Below are 23,448 nucleotides of genomic sequence, written 5' to 3' on the forward strand. Positions count from 1 at the left end.
AGCCTAGTGCTGTGCACGCAATGCGCGTAATGCTTCTTTCGCCTGCCGGATCGCATTGCGCTCGATTGGACGGGTCTTCACCCGCTTGGCCGATTGGGCTTTCTGATACTGCGTCCATATTGCCGGATTAGGCGGCGACGTGATTGGTGCTTTGCTGACAAGGTTTTGCAGCGAGTACCAGGTCTGCAAGTAGTCGCGCGTCTCGGGCCAGCTCCAATGCAAATGCTTCGTGCACAGGTCAGGAATGGTGTAATTCACGGTTGAATCGCGGTGCCGGATTCGCGCCCCGCTTTCTTCCTCCGTGACGATGTAATCCTCCGACCGCAAGCCGGTCTTTTTCGCCAGTTGCGCCACCAGGAAATGCGGGTCGAGCTTTCTCTTGATTTCACGAATCAGCGCGCGCTGCTTGTCTTTCGACATTTGCGCTGCGTCGATGTGGTCCCGCAGGATTTGTTCGGCATAATTGTCACCCGCGCGCCCGGTGCCCGGGTTGATTACTCTGGTTCCCCTGGCAGCTGGTGGGCGTCGCACTGCGTTATCGGCACTTGTTCCCGATCGTCCCACACTACCTGAAACATCACTTTGCAAAACGCCTTCACCCCCTCGCCCGGAGGGTCCGTCGCTATCCACACGGCGTTGGTGCAGGCTTGGCATAGCGTGAATTGCTGCGGTCGTCGTGCGAGCGGCACTCTTTGCAGCGTTCTGTTTAGCAGCGGCTGCTCTGGCGCTTGGGCTGGCCCAAGCGGATGCGGGATCCGCGTCGATTCGGTTTTTTGCGCCTGGCCGTTGTCCGGCGTCGTCTTTGTCTCGTCCATAACTAAGCTCCTTGTCGTATTTCCAATAGAACTTGCGCTCAAGGTCTGCGAGCATGTCCAGCCGGGTTTCCGGGTCCGCCGCCTTGTATTCCGCATACTCACGCTTGCGACCCGAATTCAGCAGCTTGATCTCTCGCTGGCGCCGAATAATCCAGTCTTCGCGCAAAGCCTCAAGCTCGTCGTCCGTGCGCTTGCCGACGCCGACCTGCCGCATTTCTTCCTCACTGATGAAGCGCGGCGTTGCGCCCATGCAGTCGCGAAATACGCCACTGCTCAAGTTGACGAACTTCGTAAAACCTGGCGGCTTGATTGCGACGTACTCACGCTCAGACCCCTTTCCCATATTGCGGATGCGAACCTCGCCGTATTCTTGCGCCAGCGCGACCAAACCTTTTTTGTCAAAAATCCCGCGCTCCACGACCAGCTGCTCGAGCTTGGCTTTTACGTCTGTGAAGCTCCCCTTCTTAAACTCCGTCACCCGGTCGCGGTCGATAATGTCGGCCTTGGTCGTGGAGTCTGCCCGCGGGCGGTCTTTCGGGGACACGAACCCGTATTTCCGGTTGATGTTCTCCTGTATCGCATCCAACCAAATAACGTTTTGTTCAGTGCGGCCCACCGGGTTGAGCGCTTTACCGGTCAGCAAATTTATGTTCGGGATGACCAGGTGAATGTGGTCTAGTCGATCAACCAGTTCGCCCGATGTTTCATGGGTATAGCTTTTGATCTTGGCGCAGTGCGCTTCGGCATAAAAGGCATATTCGTCGGGACGGAATGCTGGCATCAGGTCGGCCACATAGTCGTCAATGACTTGCGCCATCAAATGTTTCGGAATATCGCGTTCCGCGAAACTGAGAGTCAGATGCAGATAACGCTCGGCACTATGGTCGATCGATTTGATTAGTTTGCGGCACGCCTCGATATCGCCAGCGAGCGGCACGCGCTCGTCTAGCTCGTCACGGGTGTATGGTCGCCCTGCCTTTTTCCCTTCCTCAAGGTACTCGATCACCCCGTCATCGCCGCCGCCTTGGCGAACGATCATGGCGGCAGCCGCGCCTCAAGCACGCGAATCAGAATCGCCAGTTGCTCGGCAACCGCGGCATACGTTTTGTCCGTTATCTGTTTGTTTAAGTGATCGTAGTGCACACGCCTCGCGAGCTGGTTGCAATTATTCGATACCGACGCAAACAGGCGATGCAGCTCATGGTTCATGACCTTCATCTTCGGCGGGATTGCCGGCCGCGGGTTGATGACAATGGTTTTGTTTTCAATGGCCGCTTCGACGGCATCGCGGACGAAGCGCGACACGGTTATTTCGGCTTCAGCGCTCTTGTCGGCAACCTCCGCCAATAACCATTTCGGCATCCGGCACGCGACCGTTACCGTGCTTTGGTTGAGCGCTGCCATTTCTTCGTCGGTCGGCCCATCCGCAGGCCCCTCAAGCAGTGGATCCATCGCTGCCTCCGCGTCGGAAAGTGGTGTGGTTTTGGCGTGCGTCAGCACGCTCAGGGAGTTTCAAAGAGGGACACCCTCTTTGGCACACGATAGGGTAAACAGTTGATTGTGATCAACTGTTTACCCTATCAGTCGTGCCCTGTTTTTCCTCGTTTCTCGGCTGCTGGGAAAATATTAGCGCTTCGGGCATCGCACGGGCCGCGAAATGCCTTGCAAACACCTTGCGGTCAAGGGAGTGGCGGTGCGCTGGCGCCATTGACTTGGCGTTTGCCAGATGACGCATCCTCGCGGCTGGAAACCGCGACGGCCAACTCGCGGACGGTTCGGCGCCGCTAAACGCGTTTAAATCGACTGGCGCGCTTATGACGCCAGCTGGCGTCATCTCAACACCGCACGGCGCGTTGCTTGTGTTTTCGGAAAAACCGGATAAAACAAATGCATCGCTGTTAACAAAGGAACGCACATGCGGAAAGCCATGAGCGCGGGCGGAATGCGCGCGAAACTTCGGTATATGCTAGGGGAGTGCACCGGTCATCCGGTCAGCCGTTTGAATATCGCGATGCTGCACGACATGCAAGGAATTTTGAGCCACTTCAGGATCCCGGCGCTGGCGCTTAAGTTGGACCGTCCGTCCAACAGCAACTACAACCGGGTGATCGCTGCATGCGGCACCACCTTCGGCGTTCCGGATACTGCGCACGTCGCCGAGGAGTGAAAGGGGCGCTGTACCCTGCCGAGAACCACATGCCTTACCTTCCTGTCCGACCGGAGACGTTGAAGCGCTTGAAACAAGAGTGGGCCAGCATTCCGGCGGATGCATGGCGCGGCGTTCTGTAGACGGAGACGCGGATGCCATACGTATTGATTGTGATGACGTTCTTGGGCGGCAGCGGCGCTTGGGACCCAACGGTAAGCATACAGGAGTTTTCGACTCAGCCGCGGTGCGAACAGGCGAAAGAGGCGATCCTGGCGACGTTCGAGGAAATGAACAAAATCAACACGCTCGGCCGCCCGACGTATCGCCAGATCCTGTCGGCCGAGTGCAAACCGAAATAATGAGAGTGAAGGACATGAAGAAACACTGTGTGACACCGCCTATGGTGGCGATTGAGCAGGCTGGCGCCATCGCGGATGCATTAATTCAGCACCGTGCTATCACCGTCCCTTCCGAGAGGTATTTCGTACGTGAGGCTTTCATTAATGCCTAGGGCTTGTTAAAAAACAAGATGGTGATTTGGCGGTGACAGGTGCACAATAGAATTCATGTCACTGGTTTCGTGAAGGAGACCGCCATGACTCATTCGCCTGTACATCATTGCGAATGCCCGCTTTGCCAATCACCAGCGCGGCATCCGGATCAAGCCTTTCATCATTACATTAACCTCTTTCTCAGCCGGCTCAATGAGCCACAGCGGCGCTGGTTCGTGGCGTTGGAAGCCCTGCGTGTCGGCCATGGCGGCAAGCATTTGCTGGCGCAAATCACCGGCATGAGTCCGACCACCATTTTGCGTGGGCGTCGTGAGCTCGAGGCAGATCTGGCTGGTTGTCCGGATTTCCATTTGCGTGCGCCAGGCGGAGGCAGGCCTACCGCGCAAGAGCGCGATCCCGAATTGGAGCAAGCCCTGGAAACCGTGCTGGCATTGGAAACGGCGGGCGATCCCATGGGACGGCGTCCCATGGCCAAGCGCAGTTCATTACAGCACCTGAGCGCAGCACTGAAGAAAAAGGGGCATGCCGTCAGCCGTCCGACCGTCTCAAAACTGCTGCGCAAACTGAAGTATTCGCCGAAGGTCAATGCGCGGCGTACCGAAGTCCGGGGTGCTTCAGCGGCTCAGCGCCATGAGCAGTTTGACCATATCAATGAACAGCGCGAGGACTTTGGCACCACGAGGGATCCCGTCATCAGTGTAGACACGAAAAAAAAGAGCTAATTGGCGACTTTAAAAACGCGGGAAGAACGTGGCGCAAGGTGGCGGAGCCTGTGCTGGTACATGACTGGCCACAAGATGCGATTGGCCAGGCGGTCCCCTATGGCGTCTATGAAGTCAATGCCAATCAGGGCTTTGTCTGCGTTGGCGATTGCTTTGACACGCCACGCTTTGCGGTTGAGGCGATTGGCGACTGGTGGTTCTTCGAAGGACAGAAATGCTATCGTAACGCGCATCGCTTATTGATCCTCGCCGATGCAGGTGGCTCAAACAGCTATCGATCACGCGTATGGAAAGCACAGCTTCAGGAACTCAGTGATATTGCGGTACTGCCGATTACGGTGTGCCATTATCCGCCGGGTTGCTCCAAATGGAATCCGATCGAGCATCGCTTGTTCAGCCATATCAGCATGAATTGGGCGGGAGTGCCGCTGCGGACGCTCGACACGATGATGAAATACATCGAAGGGACCGAAACGCGCACCGGATTACGGGTCAAGGCAATCCTCAAGCGGGGTGGCAATGAACTGGGTGAGCGCGTCTCGAACGACCAAATGCGGTCCTTACGCATCGAGCCGCATGCCATTTGCCCGCCGTGGAATTATACGATTAGCCCACGTCCAAGAAGCCCAGAAGAATCTGATCAACTTATTTATTGCTAAGCCCTAATAGCGCGCCATACTGATCCTATACACCTTGGGAGCAATGCAAGCCTATAATATCGTTGCAATACTACATCCGGCAACTCGGAAGGGCGGCAGTGGTGGCCATCAAAAGCTAACGCCCTTCGCCTGTTGGCAGATTGGACTTCCGTGCAATGTAGTTGATTTGGAAAAAGGCTGTTCATCACAATGAAGATCACGATTATCGGCACGGGGTATGTCGGCCTAGTCACCGGCGCCTGCCTGGCCGAACTGGGCAACCATGTCTTTTGCCTCGATGTTGACCCTGGCAAGGTGGTCATCCTCAACAACGGCGGCATCCCGATTCATGAGCCGGGACTGGCCGAGATCGTGGCGCGCAACCGCAAGGCCGGCCACCTGACCTTTTCCACAGACATCCAGGCCAGCGTCGAGCACGGCGATATCCAGTTCATCGCCGTGGGCACGCCTCCCGACGAGGATGGCTCGGCCGACCTGCAATACGTTCTGGCCGCCGCCCGCAATATCGGCCGCTACATGACCGGCTTCAAGGTCATCGTCGACAAGTCCACCGTCCCGGTCGGCACCAGCGCCAAGGTCCACGCCGTCATCCGCCACGAGCTCGATGCGCGCCAATCCGATGTGAACTTCTCGGTCGTGTCCAACCCGGAATTCCTCAAGGAAGGCGCGGCGATCGAGGACTTCATGCGGCCCGACCGCATCGTCATCGGCTGCGACAACACCCCGGAAGGCGACAAGGCCCGCGAACTCATGCGCAAGCTGTACAAGCCGTTCAACCGGCATCATGAGCGTACCTTCTGGATGGATGTGCGCTCGGCGGAATTCACCAAGTATGCAGCCAATGCCATGCTGGCCACCCGCATATCCTTCATGAATGAGCTGGCCAACCTGGCCGACAAGGTGGGAGCCGACATTGAGGCGGTGCGCCTAGGCATGGGATCGGACCCGCGCATCGGCTACAGCTTCTTGTATGCCGGCTGCGGCTACGGCGGTTCCTGCTTCCCCAAGGACGTGCAGGCGCTGGAGCGCTCGGCGCGCGATTTTGATCAGCAGTTGCTGATCCTGCGCGCGGTCGAAGCGGTCAACCATAATCAGAAGCGGGTGTTGTGCGGGAAGATTGTGTCGCGCTTTGGAGAAGATCTGACAGGACGGCATTTCGCGGTGTGGGGCTTGGCATTCAAGCCCAATACCGATGATATGCGGGAAGCGCCTTCGCGAGTGCTGCTGGCCGAGCTGCTCACGCGGGGCGCCTCGGTAGCAGTGCATGATCCGGTGGCGATGCAGGAGGCGCAGCGCGTGCTGGCGCGCGACCTGGCCGAACTGCCGGATGCGATATCGCGGATCTGGTTCGTCGACAGCCCGTACGATGCCTTGCCACAGGCGGACGCGCTGGTGATCGTGACGGAATGGAAAGCCTTTCGCAGCCCGGATTTCGACCAGGTCCGGCAGCAGCTCAAGCAGCCGGTCATCTTCGACGGGCGCAATCTGTTCGAACCGGAAACCATGGCCGAGGCGGGATTCGAATATTACGGTATCGGTCGCTCAGCGACACACGCGTTGAGCGCGACCTTGACGTATTCAAGCGGACGGCCGACCTGATCGTCAGCAACCGCGTGGCGGAGGCCTTGCAGGACGTGGCGCACAAGGTACCTGTGATCTCTTTGGAAACGATTGAACAACATGCCTGACGAAACAAACGACAAGCAAGCATTCCTGGTCTCGGTGCTGATTCCGGCGAAGGACGAGGCAGACAACATCGGGCATCTGGTGGGCGAGATTCATCGCGCCCTCGCCGGCCGTCATTTCCACGAGGTGGTGCTGGTCGACGATGGCAGCAGCGACGACACCGGCGCTGTGTTCCTGCAGCATTGCCAGCAATCGGGCACGCCGGCGCTGCTGATCCGCCACGCGCGCAGTGCCGGGCAGAGCACTGCCCTGTGGACCGCCGCGCGCCACGCCGCCGGGCGTTTTCTCGTCACGATAGACGGTGACGGCCAGAACGACCCGGCCGACATTCCAGCACTGGTGGCACAGGGGCTTACGATGGAAAAGGAGCACCGGCATTTCTGCATTGCCGGCTTCCGCAAGAACCGGCGCGACACGCGCTGGAAGAAAATCCAGTCGCGCATCGCCAATGCCGTGCGCCGCCGCATACTCGACGACGGCGTACCCGATACCGGCTGCGGCCTCAAGCTAGTGCCGCGCGAAACCTGGCTTTGCCTGCCGTACTTCGACCACATGCATCGCTTCGTGCCGGCGCTGGTCAAGCGCCTGGGCGGCGCGATCGCGGTAGTGCCGGTGCACCATCGACACCGTACCGCCGGCGTATCGAAATACACCGCCTGGAACCGGCTGTGGGTCGGCATCGTCGACATGTGGGGGGTCAGCTGGCTGATCCGGCGCAGCAAGCTGCCGCTGATCGAACGCATGGAAGTGCGGCATTGAAAACCGAACTGAAACTGCTGTTCAAGCCGCTGCTACTGACCTGCCTGCTGGCGCTGGGCTTTGCTTCCCTCCATTTCCAGTGGTGGGGATCATTCACCGAACTGGACCTGCTGAACCGGCTGTTCGAACGACATTGGACGATTGCCTGGCCAGTCTTCGTGATCACCAGCGTCGTCTATACGGCGCTCGGCGGCCCGCGCCAGCTGCTCGCCTTCAGTTGCGGTTACTTGATGGGTGGCTTGCCGGGTGCGTTGCTGAGCACGGCCCTCACCGGATTCGGCGCCCTGCTGGCGATCTACTGCGTGCGCAATATCGGCATGGAGTGGATGCGCCAGCGCCACGGCGAACGCGTCGCCTTCATCCGCAGGCTGCTGGCGGAGGACACCTGGCTGTGGATCTGCATGGTGCGTCTGATGCCGGTCGGCAGCAACCTGGCGACCAATATCGCAGTGGCGCTGGCCGGGCTGAGCACGGCGTCGGTTTTCTGGGGAAGCCTGCTGGGCTACCTGCCACAAATGCTGCTGTTCAGCTTTGCCGGCGCAGGCCTGGCCTTGCAGGACGAGCAGCAGATCTGGATCAGCCTGCTGATGCTGGTGCTGTCCACGGCGTTGGTGCTCTATCTCTACCATCATGGCTTCAAGCAGCGGCTACAGGAAATCCGAGGACAAACGCATGCAACTCCCGCACAACCCAAGCGCTAGGCAAGACGCTAGCTGGTGGCCGTCGATCGCTGCCCTGCTGATCGCTGCCCTGTTCGCCGGCATCGGGTTGCGCGACCCCTGGCCTGCCGACGAGCCGCGCTTTGCCCAGGTCGCACGCGAAATGGTGGAATCGGGCCAGTGGCTATTCCCCACTCGCGGCGGCGAATTCTATCCGGACAAGCCCCCGGTCTTCATGTGGCTGATCGCCCTCTTCTACCAACTGACTGGACAACTGAAGATCGCTTTCCTGCTGCCCAGTGCGCTGGCGGGCCTTGGCACGCTGTGGCTGGTATTCGACCTGGGCCGCCGCCTGTGGGGAGAGAACGTCGCGCGTTCGGCAGTGCTTGCCCTCGCGTTCACGCCACAGTTCCTGCTGCAGGCCAAGGGCGCGCAAATCGATGCGGTGGTCTGCTTCTGGATCACACTCGGCTGCTACGGACTGGTCCGTCACTTCCTGCTCGGTCCGGCTTGGGGCTGGTATGCCGCCAGCTGGGTGGCGATGGCACTGGGCATCGTGACCAAGGGCGTCGGTTTTCTTCCCGTGCTGATGCTGATACCTCTGGCGATCTGGCGCCGCCCCGCCACCGCATCCGGGCAGCAGGTCTGGTGCATGCGAGCGTGGTGGGGGCCGGCCCTGATGCTGGGCACGCTGACGCTATGGTTGGTGCCGATGTGGATAGTAGTCGAACGCATCCAGAGTCCGGAACTGCTGGCCTACCGTGACAACATCCTGCTCAGGCAAACCGCTGAACGCTATGCAAATGCCTGGCATCACATCAAGCCGTGGCACTACTACCTGACGACTGCGCTGCCGAGCATGTGGTTTCCGCTGGCCGTGCTGTTCCTGCTGCGGCTGCGCAGCATCAAGAACCTGTGGCCGTCCAGCGCGGCACTGCGCATCCTGCTGAGCTGGGTTGCGCTGGTGTTGCTCTTCTTTTCCATGAGCCCTGGCAAGCGCGAGGTTTACATCCTGCCCGCGCTGCCGATGTTCGCCCTGGCGCTCGCCTACGTCTGGGAACAGGCGCCGGCAGAAGGGCGCCGTGCCGCGTCTCTTCTGTTGCGCGTAGCGCTCGCGATGATAGGTCTGCTGCTGATGTTGCTTGCGGCGGTCGCGCTGTTTGCGCCGGATCGCCTGCCTTCCCGGGCGGACGACTACGTCGACGCCGTCGCCGCACTGGCTCCGGGCTTGCTGATCGTCGGACTGGCGCTGTCCGGCATCGTTTGGCTGTTGCACAAACGCGCTTTGTTCGAACAGCTCGCCCTGGCCAGCGTGCTGGCCTGGCTGTTCATCTCTTTCTGGCTGTGGCCCATCCTCAACACACATCGGACGCCGCGTGCAATCATGCAGGAACTCGAACGGAGCATTGCTCCAGAAGCGGAAGTCGGCATGCTCGAGTTCAAGGAACAGTTCCTGTTGTTTGCAGACCGGCCCTTGGTCCATTTCAGCTATCTGGCACCGCTGTCCCAGCAGGAATGGAATGCCTGGCGCTGGATGCGCGCAGACCCGGCGCGCGTGTTGCTGCTCCCCGATCATCTGGCGCTACGCTGCTTCGATCTGGCGAAGAAACGCGTTCTTGGCGAAGCCCATCGCCGCAACTGGGTCCTGCTCGATGCCTCGGCCGCACGTGAAAGCTGCGCCGCGGCTGCCGACCGCGCACCCTACCGCTACGTACCCGTGAAGAAGGACATCCTTTCGTGAATTCAGGACCGAACAACGAGCACTACGTACTCGTCACCGGCGCCGCCGGCTTCATCGGCTTCCATCTGACGCAACGCCTGCTCGAGCTTGGCATGACGGTGCACGGACTGGACAACCTCACGCCCTACTACGATCCGCAACTCAAGCAGGATCGGCTGTCGCAGCTGCAGCAGCATCCCCGCTTCCGCCACGCCCACATCGATCTCGCCGATCGGGACAGCATGCGCAGCTATTTCGACCAGGCGCCTGCCTGGGAAGCGGTGGTGCATCTGGCGGCGCAGGCAGGCGTGCGCTATTCGCTGGAACACCCGATGGCTTACCTGGACAGCAATCTGGCCGGCACCATGCACCTGCTTGAAGGCTGCCGCCACGGCAGCGTCAAACATTTGCTGTATGCCTCCTCCAGTTCCGTCTATGGCGCGTCGGCCACGATGCCGTTGCGGGAAGACCAGGCAACCGACCAACCAGTCTCGCTTTACGCGGCGACCAAGAAGTCCTGCGAAGTACTGGTGCACAGCTACAGCCACCTCTATCGCGTCCCGGCCACCGGACTGCGCCTGTTCACGGTCTACGGGCCGTGGGGACGGCCTGACATGGCGATTTTCAAGTTCACCCACGCCATCCTCGCCGGTGAGCCGATCGAGGTCTACAACCACGGCAAGATGCAGCGTGACTTCACCTACGTCGCCGACGTCGTGGAAGCGATCCGGCGACTGATCCCCTTGCCTCCAACCGACGAGACCGGAACGGTACCGCACCGCATACTCAACGTCGGCAACAACAGCCCGGTTCAACTCGAGTACTTCATCAACTGCATCGAGAATTCCGTGGGCATTCCGGCAATCAAGCAGCACAAGCCGATGCACAAGGGCGACGTTCCTGCGACCTGGGCAGACGTCAGCCGTCTCAAGGCATTGACAGGATTTGAGCCCGGCACGTCGATCGAACTGGGCGTGGAACACTTCGTGAATTGGTACCAGGATTACTATTCGTCCAAGAGGTATAACGGAATCTTGTGGATGAGGGGTTATACCAATCCCAAGTCATAACATGCCGTTGTTAGCTCCCAGGTTGGCCCAGGTACGCGTGCATAATGAACGTATTGCACCGGGTATCTTGGTAAAGGCATTCCAGGCATCACAGCAGGCATCAACGATCTGTTCATAGCTGTCGTAACAGCGGTTAGCCAAGCTGCGGTCACGCAGCTGCTGCCATACTTGCTCAGCGGGATTGAGCTCGGGCGAGCCCGCCGGAAGCGGCAACAGCGTTAAGTTGGGCAAGCGCGGCAGCTTGGTTGTGGTATGCCAGCCAGCACGATCAAGCACCATGACCGCATGCCGCCCCTCGGGAACGGCGGCACTGATGGCGTGTAAGTGATGCGCCATGGTTTGCGTGTCGGCATGTGGCAGTACCAGAGCGACGGCGGTATCGCGCTCGGCACAGACAGCACCAAAGATATACGCTGACTCCGATTGCTGTTGCCGTACGACTCTCGGCCTTGTTCCCTTTCGGGCCCAAAGGCGTGTTTGCGTACCACGCTGGCCGATGCGCATCTCGTCTTGGAACCAGATATCGACTTGATCCAGGCTGACTTCAGCGGGCAGAACTGCCTGCACTTCCCGCAGCAGGTTTTTTTTCGCAATCCGCTTGTCGGACTGGATCGGCGTACGGGCTTCTTGAGCGTGCCGAGATCCACACAATACCTAAGCGTTTGAGCAGTTCATATACACCGTTCAACGAGTAGGCCACATCAAAGTGTTGCGCCAGCAATTGACGGATGTCTTCACCGCGGATGCGACCGCCAGCACGTGCCTGCTGCAGCTACTCGATGGCCACCCGAAACGCTTCTTCCTGATCCCGTGGCAATCGCTGATTACACCAGTAGCGGGGCTTGCTACCCAAACCCTTGAGGCCATCGCGTTCGAACCATTTCTCCCAGCGTGCGACGGTATGACGGGTGGTACGCAGGCGGCGGCCACCTCGGTAAAGCTCTTGCCATCCTTCAAGTGCGCCAGGGCGATATAGCGCAGCCGTCGTCGCCCGTTCGGTTCTTCCCTAGCAAGCAAGTCGAAGTTGTACTGTTGCAGTCGCTGCAATGCTTCTGGCGTCAACATGGTCGCCTCCAGGACAGAACCGTGTCTTCTTCAGACCTCCATCGTCACACGCGGTTCGCTTAACCGTGGGATTGGTATTAGTTGAAGAAGGCGGCGGATGCTGCTGAAATAAGGTTGCCTAGACCGAAACATTTCAGCAGAAAGGAATCCGCCACCATGGGTGACGATAAAGTTATTTCGCTTCAAAGTCAAAACGCACCGAATGATTCATTGTCAGCCCTGCTGCGGGAGAAGGCATCAGAATTGCTGCAAGCGGCTATCAATGCCGAATGCGTCGAACTGTTGGCACAGTATGCGCAGGTACGCGATCTGAACTGAGGTCGGTCGAAGACGGTGTGTGCCAACGGGTTAAGCAGCACTCCTATGTCGAAGATAGAACTGCTGCGTGAATGCTACCGGTGATAGATAGCCCAGACGCTCCTGCTTGCGTTGACGATTGTAAAACAGATCGATGTATTCAGTGATTTCGCGCCTGGCCTGTTCACGGGTCGCAAAGTGCCGATGGTAGATCAATTCATTCTTGAGCGTACCCCCAGAACCTTTCAATTGGCGCGTTGGAACAAGCAGTCAACGGCGCCTGTTAAGTCAGATCAAATCCGGCGTTTCCGAATAACACATCCCTATCACCCCCTCTTCACACAGGAATTCGAACTAGTTCTTCACGCGCAAAACTGGCATGAAGACCGGGCTTGGTTTCACGACGCCACAGGTCGTCTGCGCTCCCTTCCAGCCATATGGACTAGCCTGGTGGCTGAGGATCCGTTCAATATGGTGTCTGCCGGACGCGCCGAATTTCGCGTCGAGGAGTTGCTTGAACTGGTGTGTTTGCTCCGTGAAAGTAAGTCATGATTCGGTTTTTCGGGTGCAAACTTGATTATGCCGTAAGTGTTAATGCAATGATGTCCATGGTGCCAGATTGCCTAGGGGCTCCTTGGTCAGTTACGTCGGCCGTTTGCCACGTGAAGTCAGATAGATCTTTACACGCGGAGCTTGACATCGGTCCATGCAGGTACATAATTAACGTTACACGTACTTGCTTCATCTTCTCTGGAGAAGCTCATGGCTGCAGACCGAGGCATAGAACAGAAACGCCGTGGATTGAAGCAGCAATCAACCCTCAATCCTCATCCCGATGCTGTTACCCATGCGCTGTTCCAAGGCAACGATTTCTTCGATCCTCACGACCTGTTGCAGGTGAAGTACGAAATGCTACGTTTGGTCAGCGTCGAGAACCGGCCGGTCAGCGAAGCCGCCAAGGCATTTGGTTTCTCCCGACCGTCGTTCTATCAAGCGCAAGTGGCCTTTGCACAAGGCGGGTTGGCCGGTCTGATTCCGCAGAAGCCTGGGCCGCGCGGCGGCCACAAATTAACGTCAGCCATTATGGAATTCCTCGTTCAGGCACGTGTAGCCGAGCCCTCTCTACGCTTCGAACGATTAGCGAGCCTGGTACAAAAGACCTTCGGCGTACAGGTACACCCACGCAGCATCGAACGGCAGTTCTTACGCAAAAAAAAACCGTAATAAATCCGTCCCTGTCATTGCCTGGCGGCGCATCTCGCAACGATACATTGATCTCGCGTTACGAAGACTTGCGTCGGCAGTTCCTTGAACGCCCACGCTGCGCATCCCGCGGTCAGGGGCTTGCGGTGTTGATACGTAGCGGGATGAGGATCTGGATGCAAACTTGGACTCATCTCCCTGTTGAGTTTCCAGCGCCGCCGCGAGCGCCTGCGAGTGATGAAGAAATGCTTCCTTCAGGAATGCGGCAAGATATAACGATGATCTTGGCAGGCATGGTCCTCTATGGTCATCAGGAGTTGAGAATATGAACAGCGACCCACATCAAAATGTCCAGACCGGCCACCTTAAGCGTGACGCCTATCTCTATGTGCGCCAGTCGACGTTGAGACAAGTGTTTGAGAATACGGAAAGCACCAAGCGTCAATACGCGCTGCGCCAGCGGGCTATCGCCTTAGGATGGCATGAAGACCGAATCATTGTGATCGACAATGACCTTGGACAATCAGGCGCTTCATCAGCGGACCGTGAAGGCTTCCAACGCCTTGTGGCCGAGGTCGGTGTTGGGCATGCAGGGATCGTGCTCGGGCTGGAGGTGTCACGTCTCGCGCGCAATTCCACAGATTGGCATCGGCTTCTTGAGATCTGCGCGATTACAGATACGCTCATTCTTGATGAAGATGGCGTTTATGATCCGGCGCACTTCAATGATCGGCTCTTGCTGGGATTGAAGGGAACTATGAGCGAGGCAGAATTGCATGTGCTGAGGGCACGATTGCAAGGGGGAATCCTGAGCAAGGCCAGGCGCGGCGAGTTGGAAATGCGCCCGCCCGTCGGGCTCGTTTACAATGCTGAGGGTGCCATCACCCTCGACCCTGATCAACAGGTGCAGCACTGTCTACGTTGGCTGTTCACCACGTTCCGGCGTACCGGATCAGCGATGGCCACGGCGAGAATTGCCCGTCAAGAAGGATTGGCATTCCCGCGCCGGTGCGGCAAGGGAGTTCACAAGGGCAAATTGCTATGGACCGGTCTCGATCACAGCCAGGTACTACGCATCCTGCATAACCCAAGATATGCTGGCGCATTCGTTTATGGTCGCACCCATATGCGCAAAACAGTGGATGGGTCAAGCCATATGCAGCGCATGCCGCAAGATCAATGGGATACGCTGATTCCTAATGCACATGCTGGATACATTACGTGGGAAGAGTATGAATGGAATCAGAGACGCCTGCATGAAAGCGCACAGGCGATAGGCTCAGATCGGCGCCGCGGTCCGCCACGCGAAGGTCCCGCGCTACTGCAGGGATTGATAGTCTGTGGGCGCTGCGGTGGGCGCATGACGGTTCGCTACCATAGCCGCAACGAACAATTATGTCCTGAGTATGTCTGTCAACACGAAGGGATTGAGCATGCTGAACCCGTCTGCCAACGTGTCTGCGGGGTTGGCATCGACCAAGCCATCAGCGAGCTACTCATTGAAGCGGTCAACCCGATGGCCCTCGAAGTGACGCTGGCGGTGCAGCACGAGCTTCAGGCACGCATGGAAGAAGCAGACCGACTACGTCACAAACAAGTCGAGCGTGCCCAGTATGAAGCCGATTTGGCTCAGCGCCGCTATATGCGTGTCGATCCTGACAATCGACTGGTTGCCGATTCCCTTGAAGCGGACTGGAATCAAAGATTGCGCTCCCTGGCTGAGGCACATGAGGAATATGGACGTCGCCATGAACAGGATAGGCGCATCCTTACCGACGAACAGCGTGCGAACATTCTGGCACTCGCCACAGACTTCCCGCATCTGTGGCGTGACCCGCGTACGCCAGATCGCGAACGTAAGCGAATGATTCGACTCCTTCTGGAAGATGTGACCTTGAATCGGGATCATCAAATCACCATGCAGATTCGTTTCAAAGGCGGCGCCCACAAGACGCTCAAGTTGCCTCTGCCAATGTCATCCTGGCAGAAAATCGTTACACCTGCAGAAGTCGTCGCTCAAATCGATGAACTGCTTAACCATCATACGCACCTACAAATTGCGACCATCCTTAATGAGCGAGGTATCGTCTCGGGTGCCGGAAAGCGCTTCAACCCTCATATGATTGCTCGACTTCAACGTAGCTAGTCATCCCTGAAAAAGTATGGAGTCATCAGGCTGTTGCATCAATTGACGGGAAGGAAGAGCCAAGCCGATGCAAGATTTTGCGCAAGTTGTGCCCAGCGGCGCAAAGCATGGCGTTCATCGCATCGCCGGTGACACCTTTGAGGAAGTTGCGGCCAAGGCGACCATCGGCCTTCATATGTCCGATTACCGGTTCAATTGCATTACGTCGCTTAATTCGTTTTTTAATTAAGCTGGTCACGCCTCGTTTGGCACCTGCTACCCAGACCGACAGGCGTTGCGGCCGGTGCCCCTTGTAGCCGCGATCGACGAACGCCTGTTTGGGTGTGATGCCAGTCAGGTTGATCGTTTGTTCGATGGCTGCTTCGAGAGTGTGCCCGTCATAAGGATTGTGTGGCAGTGACTGCATGCCCACCACAAAGTTATCGCGACTGGTCGTGACGACGCTGACTTTGACGCCAAACTCATAGTGTTTGTGGGCCTTGCCTTTGGCGATGCATTCCACTTCGGGAGCATGCACGCTGTAGATCTTGTTCTTGTCGTGACGCTGCTGTGTATGAATCCGATGACCTATGTTAAGCCAATTCCGGAAGCGGTCTTCCAGGGCAGGTGCTCCTTGAATCTTGCGTTCAATATCACGCATGACCCGTCCGAGATAGGTGCGTAGCCGCCTTTGCTCGCGTCGTGCTCGTTTCATCTGACGCGCATGTGCATAACGTGCGTTCATCAACAACGCTTGTTTGCCAAGGCGCTCATAGCTTTGTCGCAAGCGCATACCAGCCTTCTTCGCTTCTCGCACCAAGGCAGCACGTGCCTTGTGATAGAGCCGACCATCAGTCGGAAAGGCGATCGCTTTCTCCTGGACGGTGGTATCCACATTGACCGCATCCAGCGAGACCGGCACGATCGTCTTGGTGATCAGGCCGGCATCAATCGTCAGCTTAAGCAAGAACTCACAGCCGCTGGCGCCGATGCGTTTGCGAAAGCGCGTCATCTGGCTGGGATCGATGGGTAAGCGATACTGGAAATACTGCTCTCCGCAAAAATACTGCCAGTATGGGTTCTCGGCCCAATGCATGACGACTTGTTCATCCGAGAGATTGAAGGCATGCTTAAGATAATGAAGGCCGACCATGAGTCGGATCGAAATGGCAGGCCGACCACGGCCTGGGACATACAAGGGACCGAACTGGGCGCTTGCCGCCTGCCAATCCATCTTGCCAGCCAAGATAACCAACGCATGGCGCGGGTCAACCATGCTGGGCAACTCACGAGGCGCAAGGGCCGGATCTTGCGCGGGAGGAATCTCTTTGGGGGCCATGAATTCACCAGAAAATCGTAGCGGCGCACCCTATTTCTGGTGAATTCAAATCCCCGAAGTTCCCCGCCAACCCGCATCAGTACTGGTTTGCATCAGTACTTCAGGCTCGACTAGCTACGGGCTCAAGTCGCGCTATGATCGATTAAGGGAAGCTGGATTGTTAACGCTTCACGAAATGGCGGATGCGTTGCACCTCTCACCCACTCATGTGAAGATATGGAATCGCCATGGCCTGATTCGTGGACATGCTTACAGCGACAAGAACGAGTGCCTGTATGAACCGCCAGGTAGCAATCCACCACGGAAATCCATGGGCATGAAATTCTCTCGGCGGCTTGCCGACTAGCAGGTCGTTACTGACCGGACTGGAGAGGTGTAGTATGAAACAAAGTCCTTGTCCCAGGCGTTGGCACGTCGGCTCATGGAGACCCTCATGCCCCACGATGCCGCCAGTGCGCGGTAAGCCCGGCTGGCATACTGGGCGGATTCAACCGATCGTCGCAACACTAGATTGTTGACTAGATTTTAGGTACTCGTCCAGTGCTTCTGCTGGCGTCTTCCAACCAAGCGTTTTCCGGGGTCTGGAATTGAGTGTATTGGCAACGGCCTGGAGCTCTCGAGCGCTCCACCGAGATAAGTCGGTGCCCTTTGGAAAGTATTGCCTCAGGAGGCCGTTCGTGTTTTCGTTCGTTCCACGCTGCCATGGACTATGCGGGTCGGCGAAGAATACCTTCACCCCGGACTCAACCGTGAAGCGGGCATGATCAGACAGCTCTTTGCCGCGGTCCCAAGTTAATGACTGCCACAACTGGGCAGGCATGTCAGTCACGGTCTTCTTGAGCGCATTAGCCATCGTGACAGCGCCGTAGCCAGCCAGCGCAGGACCATTCTTCGTCCTGGGAATTAGCCCGTAGCCTTCCTCGCGAGGCAAGTGAACAAGCATGGTGAATCGGCTTGACCGCTCAACCAGCGTTCCAATCGCGGACCTGTTCAGGCCGATGATCAGATCACCCTCCCAATGCCCCGGCACAGCGCGATCCTGTACTTCTGCAGGCCGTTTAGAGATCATCACCTCCTCGCTAACGTGGGCCCATGCCTTGGCCTGTGCCCTGGCTCTGGGCACGCGCAACGCTCGCCCGGTGCGCAGACAGCTAACCAGCTCGCGTTTGAGTGCCCCTCGGCCCTGGATGTAGAGAGCCTGGTAGATGGCTTCATGAGAAATACGCATGGATTCGTCATCCGGAAAGTCGATCTGCAGTCGATTCGATACTTGTTCGGGTGACCAGCCATTGCCCCATTTGCGGTCACCGCGATGCGGCTTGTTTCTTCCTATGAAAGGCGCTGGCACAGGCCCAGAAATATTACGCCCTTTAGCGTCGCGAACCTTGCCCTCCAGACGGTCTTGCACATAGTGGTGTAACCGTGGATTAGTCGTCAATTTGCATGGCTTGGGTCTTTTGGCAACCAGTTCCGCCTTCCAATGCGCAACCGAAGCGCGATACTCTAGTCGACCACTACGAGTTGTAGCGTTGCGTCTCAGTTCTCGCGAGATCGTTGATGCACTGCGCCCGATTCGGCGAGCAATCTCTCGTACTCCGATGTCCTGGCATGAAAGTAGTCCAATCTCTTCTCGTTCGGCGAACGATAAGTATCTCCCCGATCTCGGGCTCAACATGGAAAGTGGCATGCCACCATTATGACGAAACCAGCGAGTTCCCACTGCTTGCGACACGCCAACCGCTTCCGCAGCCTTCTCACTGGTGATGCCTGTTGCGATCTGCTCCCAGAATCGCCGCTCGGTCTCACGCCGATGCGACGGCGCACCTGGTGAGCGCATCGGTCCTCGTCCTGTCAACTTCTGCATCCATCCCGCTGGTCGTCCCACAAACACCTCCTCGATTATAGGTGTTGCGACGACCGGTTGAATCCGCCCTGACTGCCTTGATCGGAATGCAGGATCAGCCCTGGTGACGGCTTGCGTTGCCAGCAGGCGCTACGCAAAGCCTGGCACACCAGTTCGGCATTGATTCGCTCACTCATCGACCAACCAACGATGCGTCGGCTTGCCAGATCCAGAATTGCCGCCAGATAGAGCCAACCTTCCGCAGTGGCAATGAACGTGATATCGCTCACCCATGCCTGGTTGGGAGACCAGCCGTCAAAGCGTCGCTGCAGCAGGTTCGGTGCTACTGGTAGCCGATGGTCGGAATCAGTGGTCACCCGGTAGGGCCGCTTGTAGACCGGGCGCAGCCCCTGCCGCTGCAGGCTGCGCCGTACTCGTTCGCCGCCAATGCGCTTGCCTTGGGAGCGCAACTGGGCCACGATTCTGGGACGGCCATAGCTGCGGCGGCTTGTTTGGTAAATCGCCGCCACCTCGGCATCGAGCGCGGCATTGGCTTGCGCTCGTGGACTGGGAGGCCGATTTCTCCATTGGCAATAGCCGCTGCGCGACACGCCAAGAACCCGGCACAGCCGGCTAACACTGTACCCGTCGCGGTGGGCGTCAATAAAGGCATACTTCACCGCGACCCCTTCGCGAGGTGAGTAGACCTGGGGAATTTCACCCCAAGCCTCTCCCAGAACCGGACGTGAGACTCTCGCCTCATACGGCTCCCGTTACCCAATCGTCCCCAACAAGCCGCCAGTGGAAGAACCTCCATGGATCAGCTGCCTTCATCTTACGCAACCACGCTACACTACGTTGCTTGCGCCTCGCGAGCGTTTTGTATTTGCGCCGAGACCAATGCTTTAGCTTGCCGTCGATATAACGAAACAAGCCATGCATCGCCACCTGATAGAAAGCCCCAAGTAGTTCCACCACCCCCGGATTGTCGGGTTACATTGCTCAGCAAGTTCAGCCAGCGTCGTCGTGGTACGGCGTGACCACTGCCACTCTCGCACCGTCGCGCGCGTCCGCTTGAGCGCTGCACTACTCACCGCCGGCAGGAAACTGGTAAATCGCCGGTTGTGCTTGCTCTGCGCCCCTCTGGGCCGAAACGTAAAACCCAGGAACGTAAACTGCACGTTCGGATGCTTGCCAGTACGATTACTGTCTTTGCAATACACAATCTTCGATTTCTCTGGATGCATCGTCAATCCGCAGGCTTCCAACCGTTCTGCGATCGCTCGCATAAGCAATTTAGCCTGTGCTTCGCTACGGCAGTGAACCACCGCATCGTCGGCATAGCGCGCAAATGGGCACCCGGGATACTTCCGCTTCACCCAAAGGTCAAATGCATAGTGCATGAACAGATTCATCAAGATAGGACTGACCACCCCGCCAACAATAGTGCATATTTTCGGTGTTACCAGGACCATTTGTTGCAGGCGGTGCAATCCTGAAGACGATATTAACGTTCTCTTGGTCAATCTCGATGCGCTTTACCAACATCCGGATCAACTCACGTTGGGCCTCGAAGCCCATACTATCAATACCAGCGGTTACTTTGGCTGCAAAGTCCTCCAGCCGCCCAACAATTAATTGCAGTTCGTTCCATGAGATTGCTTGCTCTGCTAGCTGTGCAATTTGGCCATCCAATGCTTTTTGCCGCTCGCGCAATCGTGTTACGCGCATTTCGAATTCGTGCTTTTCGAGGTAGCCCTCGGCGTAGGCATCAATTACCCGAGTAATACCTTGCCGGCATTGCCGTAACTGGTCTTCAAGATGACGCTGTTGCGTATCCTCAGGGGGCTGTTCCAGTGCTTGGAGCCGGCGCTCATACTCTTGTGTTAGCCGATGCGGATCCATAAGCAAGCCTTTTACTTCGTGCCATACCGCCTGCTCCAGGCAGTCAGTTCTGACTTGACCATTATGGCATAAGCGCTGTCCACCAAATCGATATGCGTCACTGCCGATGCAGCGGTAGTACGCATAATGCCGCACATGGCCTTTTCTGCTGGCGCGGCTAAGTGGTTTGCCATAGTAGGCGTAACCGCATTGTTTGCATACCAGCAGTCCTTGCAATAAATACCGGGCCCCACGCCGTCTTGTCCGGTTCAGTGCCCGATTTTCCTGCAATTGTTCCTGTACCGCCGCAAATAGGTCGCAATCAACCAATGCAGGTACAGCGATACTTTGCCATTGATCCGATGACAGTGTCTTGACGGTGCGACTCATCGGCAATCGCTGGTGTCGTTGTGGGCGTAGGCATGCGTGGAACGCCTCGTATCTGGTTTTGCCAAATGCTGCCTGCCCAGCATACGCTGGATTTTTTAATATACCCCAGACTGTGGTGCGATCCCACCACGTCTTGCCCCGGGCCGTTAGTATGTGCTGTTCCTCTAGTCGACGGCATACCTCACCAATTGTCGCGCGTTCATGTCCGACCCAGGCGAAGATCTGTCGCACTACCCGAGCATCTTCTTCCACGACCTCATAACGAGCGCAACCACCCCCATCGTGTACGCTGACATAGCGATAACCATAGGGTGCTCCCGAAAGTACGCTCACTTGCCCAGTTTGCGCTTTGTGACGCTTACCACGGCGGCTGCGCTCAAGAATCTTTGCACGTTCGTATTCGGCCATCATACCTTGCACCTGCAAGAGTAGTTCATCTTCGGGGGTCTTGCCGATACTGTGGTTAAGGAAGATCACCTCTACACCTGCACGCTGCAATTCATCGATCAGCAGGACCTGATACGCATATTTGCGTGCCAGCCGATCCGGAGAATGAACATATAATCTATCGACCGCCCCTAATGCAGCCGCATCACGCAAACGCTCGAGTGCCGGCCGCATTAAGTTCGCACCACTCCAACCGTCATCAACGAATTCGCGGTCCGCGGTTGACACACACCCATCGATTTGCATTCGTTCACGTAGCACGGCTAATTGGCTGGCGATAGTTTGCGCATTGGCCTGCTGGTCTGAAGAGACACGCGCGTACAGAGCAGCCTGAATTGGTTTCATCACTTGGCCCTCCTGTAATTCCAGGTTGCTAGCCGCAAATCCTGCGTAGTAACCGCGGAACGCCAAATGCGAGGACGCCGGATGATTGGCACAACGCGAGCATAGGCGTCGATCAAAGGCTGCACGCCAACTCGGCTTGGTTCAAAGCCGATTGTGACAATCAACTTGGGGCGACGCATGATCGCCTCCCGCTCTTTACTGTAACCGACAGTTCTACTAGTGGGTCATTTGGCAACTAGCTCGGCTTAAGTATTGTTGCAACTTGCTGGGCCGGCGTCGTATAGGATGCCGAGTAAAGGCTCCCGATCCGCCGAGGGCATGTTGGCGTTGGCGGTAGCGCATCCGGCGCGCATGCCGTTTGCCACCCCAATGGAATGGCGTAGGCGCCCGATTCCATCCATTGACCGTCGCTTCGAGCAACGCAATAATTTGCTTCGGGGTTTGCGCATACTGCCCGGCCAGCGCACGTCTAACAATAATGCGTTGCACTGACTCCGCCATATTTAGCCATGATCCACTTAACGGCGTAAATAACGGCATCACTCCATGAGAGAACAACCATCCGATCAGGTCAGGTGTCCAATGCCCCCGGAGGTTGTCCCAAATCAGAAGCAGGCGTAATGTCGGAAGCACCGGTGGCAACGTAATGCGGATCTCCAACCCTTGTTGCCACGATTCCCACGCGGCGTGAGTCACGTTCGCATCTGTGTTAGGGGAAGGTTGAGGCAATCCTTCCAGAATCGCGGCCAGTTCTTGCTGCAGCCAGGGATGAAGTACCGCATTGGTGGCATGGGTGGCGCCGCGTGCGCGTACCTCGCCACTGCCTGGACAGAACAAGGTCAATAGCTTGGCCGTACCGTTGCGTACGTACTCATGTGGCTGCTGTTTGGGTCGGCCCTGCTCAGCCCAGCTTTGCCCAGCATAAGGACGTGTTGAGTATGGACCGGCCTCATCTTCTGCCCAGACCGCCAAGCCTAATCGGGCTCCTTCACAATAGGCCCGCTCAATGAGATTTTTTTTTAGCTTCTGCATCGGGATCGCAGACCGTCACAGTGCCGCTACAACGTACGCGTACCGCTTTACCAGTGTCACACCAACTGCGCGCCGCCACCCAGCGAAAGCCTGCCGCATGCAATACCTGAGCAATGGTATAAGTGCTGACATTCGGTAGCCCATCGGGAGCACGGCGCAAAGCGTTACGCAGTGTCATCAAGGACCAGGTTGCCGTGCCATCTTGTTGAGGGTCGGGTGTGCGTCTGGCCTCAGCCAGAATCCGTTCCCGCGCAGCGGTGTCATAAGTCGGTTTGGGGCCGCCCTTACCATGGGGTTCAAGCGCAGATAATCCATCCTGATTGAAGCGGGCTACCAACTTGCTGACCGCTTCGTCGGAACGCCGTCCGACTAGCGTGGCTGCATCAACATAGGTCTTGCCCTCGGCAACAGCCAACAACTCCCGGGCCCATGTCACCACATCAGCGCGCTCACTACGCGCATGAACCAATTGTTCCAAAACCTGCCGCTCTTCATCAGTCAGTGAGCGTAGTGGATGTTTCCGGACGCGACTCATAGTGGCCTCCTACAGCAATCTTAGCGTTCGACCGTCTTATCCCGCTTTCGTTGCCAAATGACCCACTAGTGTGGTGTCCCGCAAATAACTTTACAAAGTCGCTCAACTTTTTGCAGTATTGAGTCGGCGGTTGCAGTCCAGACGAACGGTCGCGAGTGGGCGTTGTACTGCTCAACAAAGCTGTCGATCTTG

General features: G+C 57.4%; 21 protein-coding genes and 4 pseudogenes. 12 read left to right on the plus strand and 13 right to left on the minus strand.

Translation table 11 applies throughout. The features are described 5' to 3' along the window. Positions 1-3: 3 nt before the first annotated feature. Both IGW03_RS30885 and IGW03_RS30890 read right to left on the minus strand, forming a co-directional pair. Positions 4-1,854 carry a relaxase family protein gene (locus tag IGW03_RS30885; protein ID WP_194726303.1) on the minus strand — a complete coding sequence of 617 codons (1,851 nt, stop codon included), beginning with the start codon at positions 1,852-1,854 and terminating at the stop codon, positions 4-6. Further along, positions 1,851-2,267, minus strand: coding sequence for a hypothetical protein (locus tag IGW03_RS30890; RefSeq protein WP_151638094.1), 417 nt, complete (start codon positions 2,265-2,267; stop codon positions 1,851-1,853). Before IGW03_RS30890 ends, IGW03_RS30885 begins: the two co-directional genes overlap by 4 nt. A 463-nt stretch (positions 2,268-2,730) precedes the next feature. Between IGW03_RS30890 and IGW03_RS30895 the strand changes: the two genes are divergently transcribed. The 8 genes and pseudogenes from IGW03_RS30895 (at position 2,731) to IGW03_RS30935 (ending at position 10,751) form a co-directional block, all read left to right on the plus strand. Further along, complete coding sequence (locus tag IGW03_RS30895) at positions 2,731-2,982, plus strand: hypothetical protein (protein ID WP_151638095.1); 252 nt, start codon at positions 2,731-2,733, stop codon at positions 2,980-2,982. 134 nt (positions 2,983-3,116) lie between these two features. Further along, the gene (locus IGW03_RS30900; protein WP_151638096.1) at positions 3,117-3,323 is read left to right on the plus strand and encodes a hypothetical protein; all 207 of its coding nucleotides are present in this window, start codon (positions 3,117-3,119) and stop codon (positions 3,321-3,323) included. Positions 3,324-3,943: 620 nt separating this feature from the next. After that, positions 3,944-4,857: pseudogene (locus IGW03_RS38415) on the plus strand (ISAzo13 family transposase). 189 nt (positions 4,858-5,046) lie between these two features. Then, entirely contained in the window at positions 5,047-6,456 is a 1,410-nt protein-coding gene (locus IGW03_RS30915; RefSeq protein ID WP_194726305.1) for a UDP-glucose dehydrogenase family protein, read from the plus strand. 81 nt (positions 6,457-6,537) lie between these two features. Further along, positions 6,538-7,302 (plus strand): glycosyltransferase family 2 protein, encoded by a 765-nt coding sequence (locus IGW03_RS30920; RefSeq protein ID WP_228536208.1) that lies wholly within the window; start codon positions 6,538-6,540, stop codon positions 7,300-7,302. After that, positions 7,299-8,003, plus strand: coding sequence for a TVP38/TMEM64 family protein (locus IGW03_RS30925; RefSeq protein WP_194726306.1), 705 nt, complete (start codon positions 7,299-7,301; stop codon positions 8,001-8,003). Before IGW03_RS30920 ends, IGW03_RS30925 begins: the two co-directional genes overlap by 4 nt. Next, entirely contained in the window at positions 7,975-9,702 is a 1,728-nt protein-coding gene (locus tag IGW03_RS30930; RefSeq protein ID WP_194726307.1) for an ArnT family glycosyltransferase, read from the plus strand. Before IGW03_RS30925 ends, IGW03_RS30930 begins: the two co-directional genes overlap by 29 nt. Continuing rightward, entirely contained in the window at positions 9,699-10,751 is a 1,053-nt protein-coding gene (locus tag IGW03_RS30935; RefSeq protein ID WP_194726308.1) for an NAD-dependent epimerase/dehydratase family protein, read from the plus strand. Before IGW03_RS30930 ends, IGW03_RS30935 begins: the two co-directional genes overlap by 4 nt. On the opposite strand, the gene IGW03_RS30940 is transcribed toward IGW03_RS30935, so the two are convergent. Continuing rightward, positions 10,746-11,318 (minus strand): IS630 family transposase, encoded by a 573-nt coding sequence (locus IGW03_RS30940; RefSeq protein WP_323745046.1) that lies wholly within the window; start codon positions 11,316-11,318, stop codon positions 10,746-10,748. The genes IGW03_RS30935 and IGW03_RS30940 overlap by 6 nt on opposite strands. Continuing rightward, a complete protein-coding gene (locus tag IGW03_RS38420; protein ID WP_323745047.1) occupies positions 11,296-11,451 on the minus strand; it encodes a winged helix-turn-helix domain-containing protein in 156 nt (51 codons plus the stop codon). The genes IGW03_RS30940 and IGW03_RS38420 overlap by 23 nt, the downstream gene beginning before the upstream one ends. A 521-nt stretch (positions 11,452-11,972) precedes the next feature. Between IGW03_RS38420 and IGW03_RS30950 the strand changes: the two genes are divergently transcribed. Further along, on the plus strand, positions 11,973-12,134 hold the full coding sequence (locus IGW03_RS30950) for a hypothetical protein (protein ID WP_194726310.1): 162 nt from the start codon (positions 11,973-11,975) through the stop codon (positions 12,132-12,134). 30 nt (positions 12,135-12,164) lie between these two features. Here IGW03_RS30950 and IGW03_RS30955 read toward each other — a convergent pair. Beyond that, positions 12,165-12,372, minus strand: a pseudogene (locus IGW03_RS30955) (IS3 family transposase); the annotation flags it as partial. Between IGW03_RS30955 and IGW03_RS30960 the strand changes: the two are divergent. From IGW03_RS30960 to IGW03_RS30970, 3 genes are all read left to right on the plus strand, one after another. Then, complete coding sequence (locus IGW03_RS30960; protein ID WP_228536209.1) at positions 12,363-12,665, plus strand: DUF5372 family protein; 303 nt, start codon at positions 12,363-12,365, stop codon at positions 12,663-12,665. The pseudogene IGW03_RS30955 and the gene IGW03_RS30960 sit on opposite strands and share 10 nt — an antisense overlap. Before the next feature lie 210 nt (positions 12,666-12,875). After that, positions 12,876-13,337: a helix-turn-helix domain-containing protein gene (locus IGW03_RS30965; RefSeq protein ID WP_194726311.1), complete on the plus strand. Its 462-nt coding sequence runs from the start codon at positions 12,876-12,878 to the stop codon at positions 13,335-13,337. A 304-nt stretch (positions 13,338-13,641) separates the two neighbouring features. Further along, on the plus strand, positions 13,642-15,462 hold the full coding sequence (locus tag IGW03_RS30970) for a recombinase family protein (RefSeq protein WP_194726312.1): 1,821 nt from the start codon (positions 13,642-13,644) through the stop codon (positions 15,460-15,462). Positions 15,463-15,487: 25 nt separating this feature from the next. Here the strand turns inward: IGW03_RS30970 and IGW03_RS30975 are convergent, their stop codons facing one another. The 8 genes and pseudogenes from IGW03_RS30975 to IGW03_RS38425 form a co-directional block, all read right to left on the minus strand. Continuing rightward, the gene (locus IGW03_RS30975; protein WP_194726313.1) at positions 15,488-16,780 is read right to left on the minus strand and encodes an IS5 family transposase; all 1,293 of its coding nucleotides are present in this window, start codon (positions 16,778-16,780) and stop codon (positions 15,488-15,490) included. 487 nt (positions 16,781-17,267) lie between these two features. Further along, a complete protein-coding gene (locus IGW03_RS30980; RefSeq protein WP_194726314.1) occupies positions 17,268-18,644 on the minus strand; it encodes an IS30 family transposase in 1,377 nt (458 codons plus the stop codon). A gap of 68 nt (positions 18,645-18,712) precedes the next feature. Next, positions 18,713-19,318 (minus strand): annotated as a pseudogene (locus tag IGW03_RS30985) (IS3 family transposase); the annotation flags it as partial. A gap of 210 nt (positions 19,319-19,528) precedes the next feature. Beyond that, positions 19,529-20,098 (minus strand): reverse transcriptase domain-containing protein, encoded by a 570-nt coding sequence (locus tag IGW03_RS30990; RefSeq protein WP_228536210.1) that lies wholly within the window; start codon positions 20,096-20,098, stop codon positions 19,529-19,531. Beyond that, the gene (locus IGW03_RS30995; protein ID WP_194726320.1) at positions 20,010-21,689 is read right to left on the minus strand and encodes a recombinase family protein; all 1,680 of its coding nucleotides are present in this window, start codon (positions 21,687-21,689) and stop codon (positions 20,010-20,012) included. Before IGW03_RS30995 ends, IGW03_RS30990 begins: the two co-directional genes overlap by 89 nt. A gap of 216 nt (positions 21,690-21,905) precedes the next feature. Beyond that, positions 21,906-22,721, minus strand: coding sequence for a transposase (locus IGW03_RS31000; RefSeq protein ID WP_228536211.1), 816 nt, complete (start codon positions 22,719-22,721; stop codon positions 21,906-21,908). After that, positions 22,693-23,256: a helix-turn-helix domain-containing protein gene (locus IGW03_RS31005; protein WP_194726315.1), complete on the minus strand. Its 564-nt coding sequence runs from the start codon at positions 23,254-23,256 to the stop codon at positions 22,693-22,695. Before IGW03_RS31005 ends, IGW03_RS31000 begins: the two co-directional genes overlap by 29 nt. A gap of 65 nt (positions 23,257-23,321) precedes the next feature. Then, positions 23,322-23,448 (minus strand): annotated as a pseudogene (locus IGW03_RS38425) (IS630 family transposase); the annotation flags it as partial.

The organism is Noviherbaspirillum malthae (assembly GCF_015352985.1).
GTDB classification, from domain to species: Bacteria; Pseudomonadota; Gammaproteobacteria; order Burkholderiales; family Burkholderiaceae_D; genus Noviherbaspirillum; species Noviherbaspirillum malthae.

Bases quoted from the DNA above. Each gene is read 5' to 3' on its own strand.
- IGW03_RS30915 (WP_194726305.1), top strand. From the start codon at position 5,047: ATGAAGATCACGATTATCGGCACGGGGTATGTCGGCCTAGTCACCGGC.
- IGW03_RS30920 (WP_228536208.1), top strand. From the start codon at position 6,538: ATGCCTGACGAAACAAACGACAAGCAAGCATTCCTGGTCTCGGTGCTG.
- IGW03_RS30890 (WP_151638094.1), bottom strand. From the start codon at position 2,267: ATGGATCCACTGCTTGAGGGGCCTGCGGATGGGCCGACCGACGAAGAA.
- IGW03_RS30965 (WP_194726311.1), top strand. From the start codon at position 12,876: ATGGCTGCAGACCGAGGCATAGAACAGAAACGCCGTGGATTGAAGCAG.
- IGW03_RS30950 (WP_194726310.1), top strand. From the start codon at position 11,973: ATGGGTGACGATAAAGTTATTTCGCTTCAAAGTCAAAACGCACCGAAT.
- IGW03_RS31000 (WP_228536211.1), bottom strand. From the start codon at position 22,721: ATGCAGAAGCTAAAAAAAAATCTCATTGAGCGGGCCTATTGTGAAGGA.
- IGW03_RS30970 (WP_194726312.1), top strand. From the start codon at position 13,642: ATGAACAGCGACCCACATCAAAATGTCCAGACCGGCCACCTTAAGCGT.
- IGW03_RS30990 (WP_228536210.1), bottom strand. From the start codon at position 20,098: ATGGTCCTGGTAACACCGAAAATATGCACTATTGTTGGCGGGGTGGTC.
- IGW03_RS30975 (WP_194726313.1), bottom strand. From the start codon at position 16,780: ATGGCCCCCAAAGAGATTCCTCCCGCGCAAGATCCGGCCCTTGCGCCT.
- IGW03_RS31005 (WP_194726315.1), bottom strand. From the start codon at position 23,256: ATGAGTCGCGTCCGGAAACATCCACTACGCTCACTGACTGATGAAGAG.
- IGW03_RS30900 (WP_151638096.1), top strand. From the start codon at position 3,117: ATGCCATACGTATTGATTGTGATGACGTTCTTGGGCGGCAGCGGCGCT.
- IGW03_RS30930 (WP_194726307.1), top strand. From the start codon at position 7,975: ATGCAACTCCCGCACAACCCAAGCGCTAGGCAAGACGCTAGCTGGTGG.
- IGW03_RS30885 (WP_194726303.1), bottom strand. From the start codon at position 1,854: ATGATCGTTCGCCAAGGCGGCGGCGATGACGGGGTGATCGAGTACCTT.
- IGW03_RS30895 (WP_151638095.1), top strand. From the start codon at position 2,731: ATGCGGAAAGCCATGAGCGCGGGCGGAATGCGCGCGAAACTTCGGTAT.
- IGW03_RS30980 (WP_194726314.1), bottom strand. From the start codon at position 18,644: ATGCAGAAGTTGACAGGACGAGGACCGATGCGCTCACCAGGTGCGCCG.
- IGW03_RS30995 (WP_194726320.1), bottom strand. From the start codon at position 21,689: ATGAAACCAATTCAGGCTGCTCTGTACGCGCGTGTCTCTTCAGACCAG.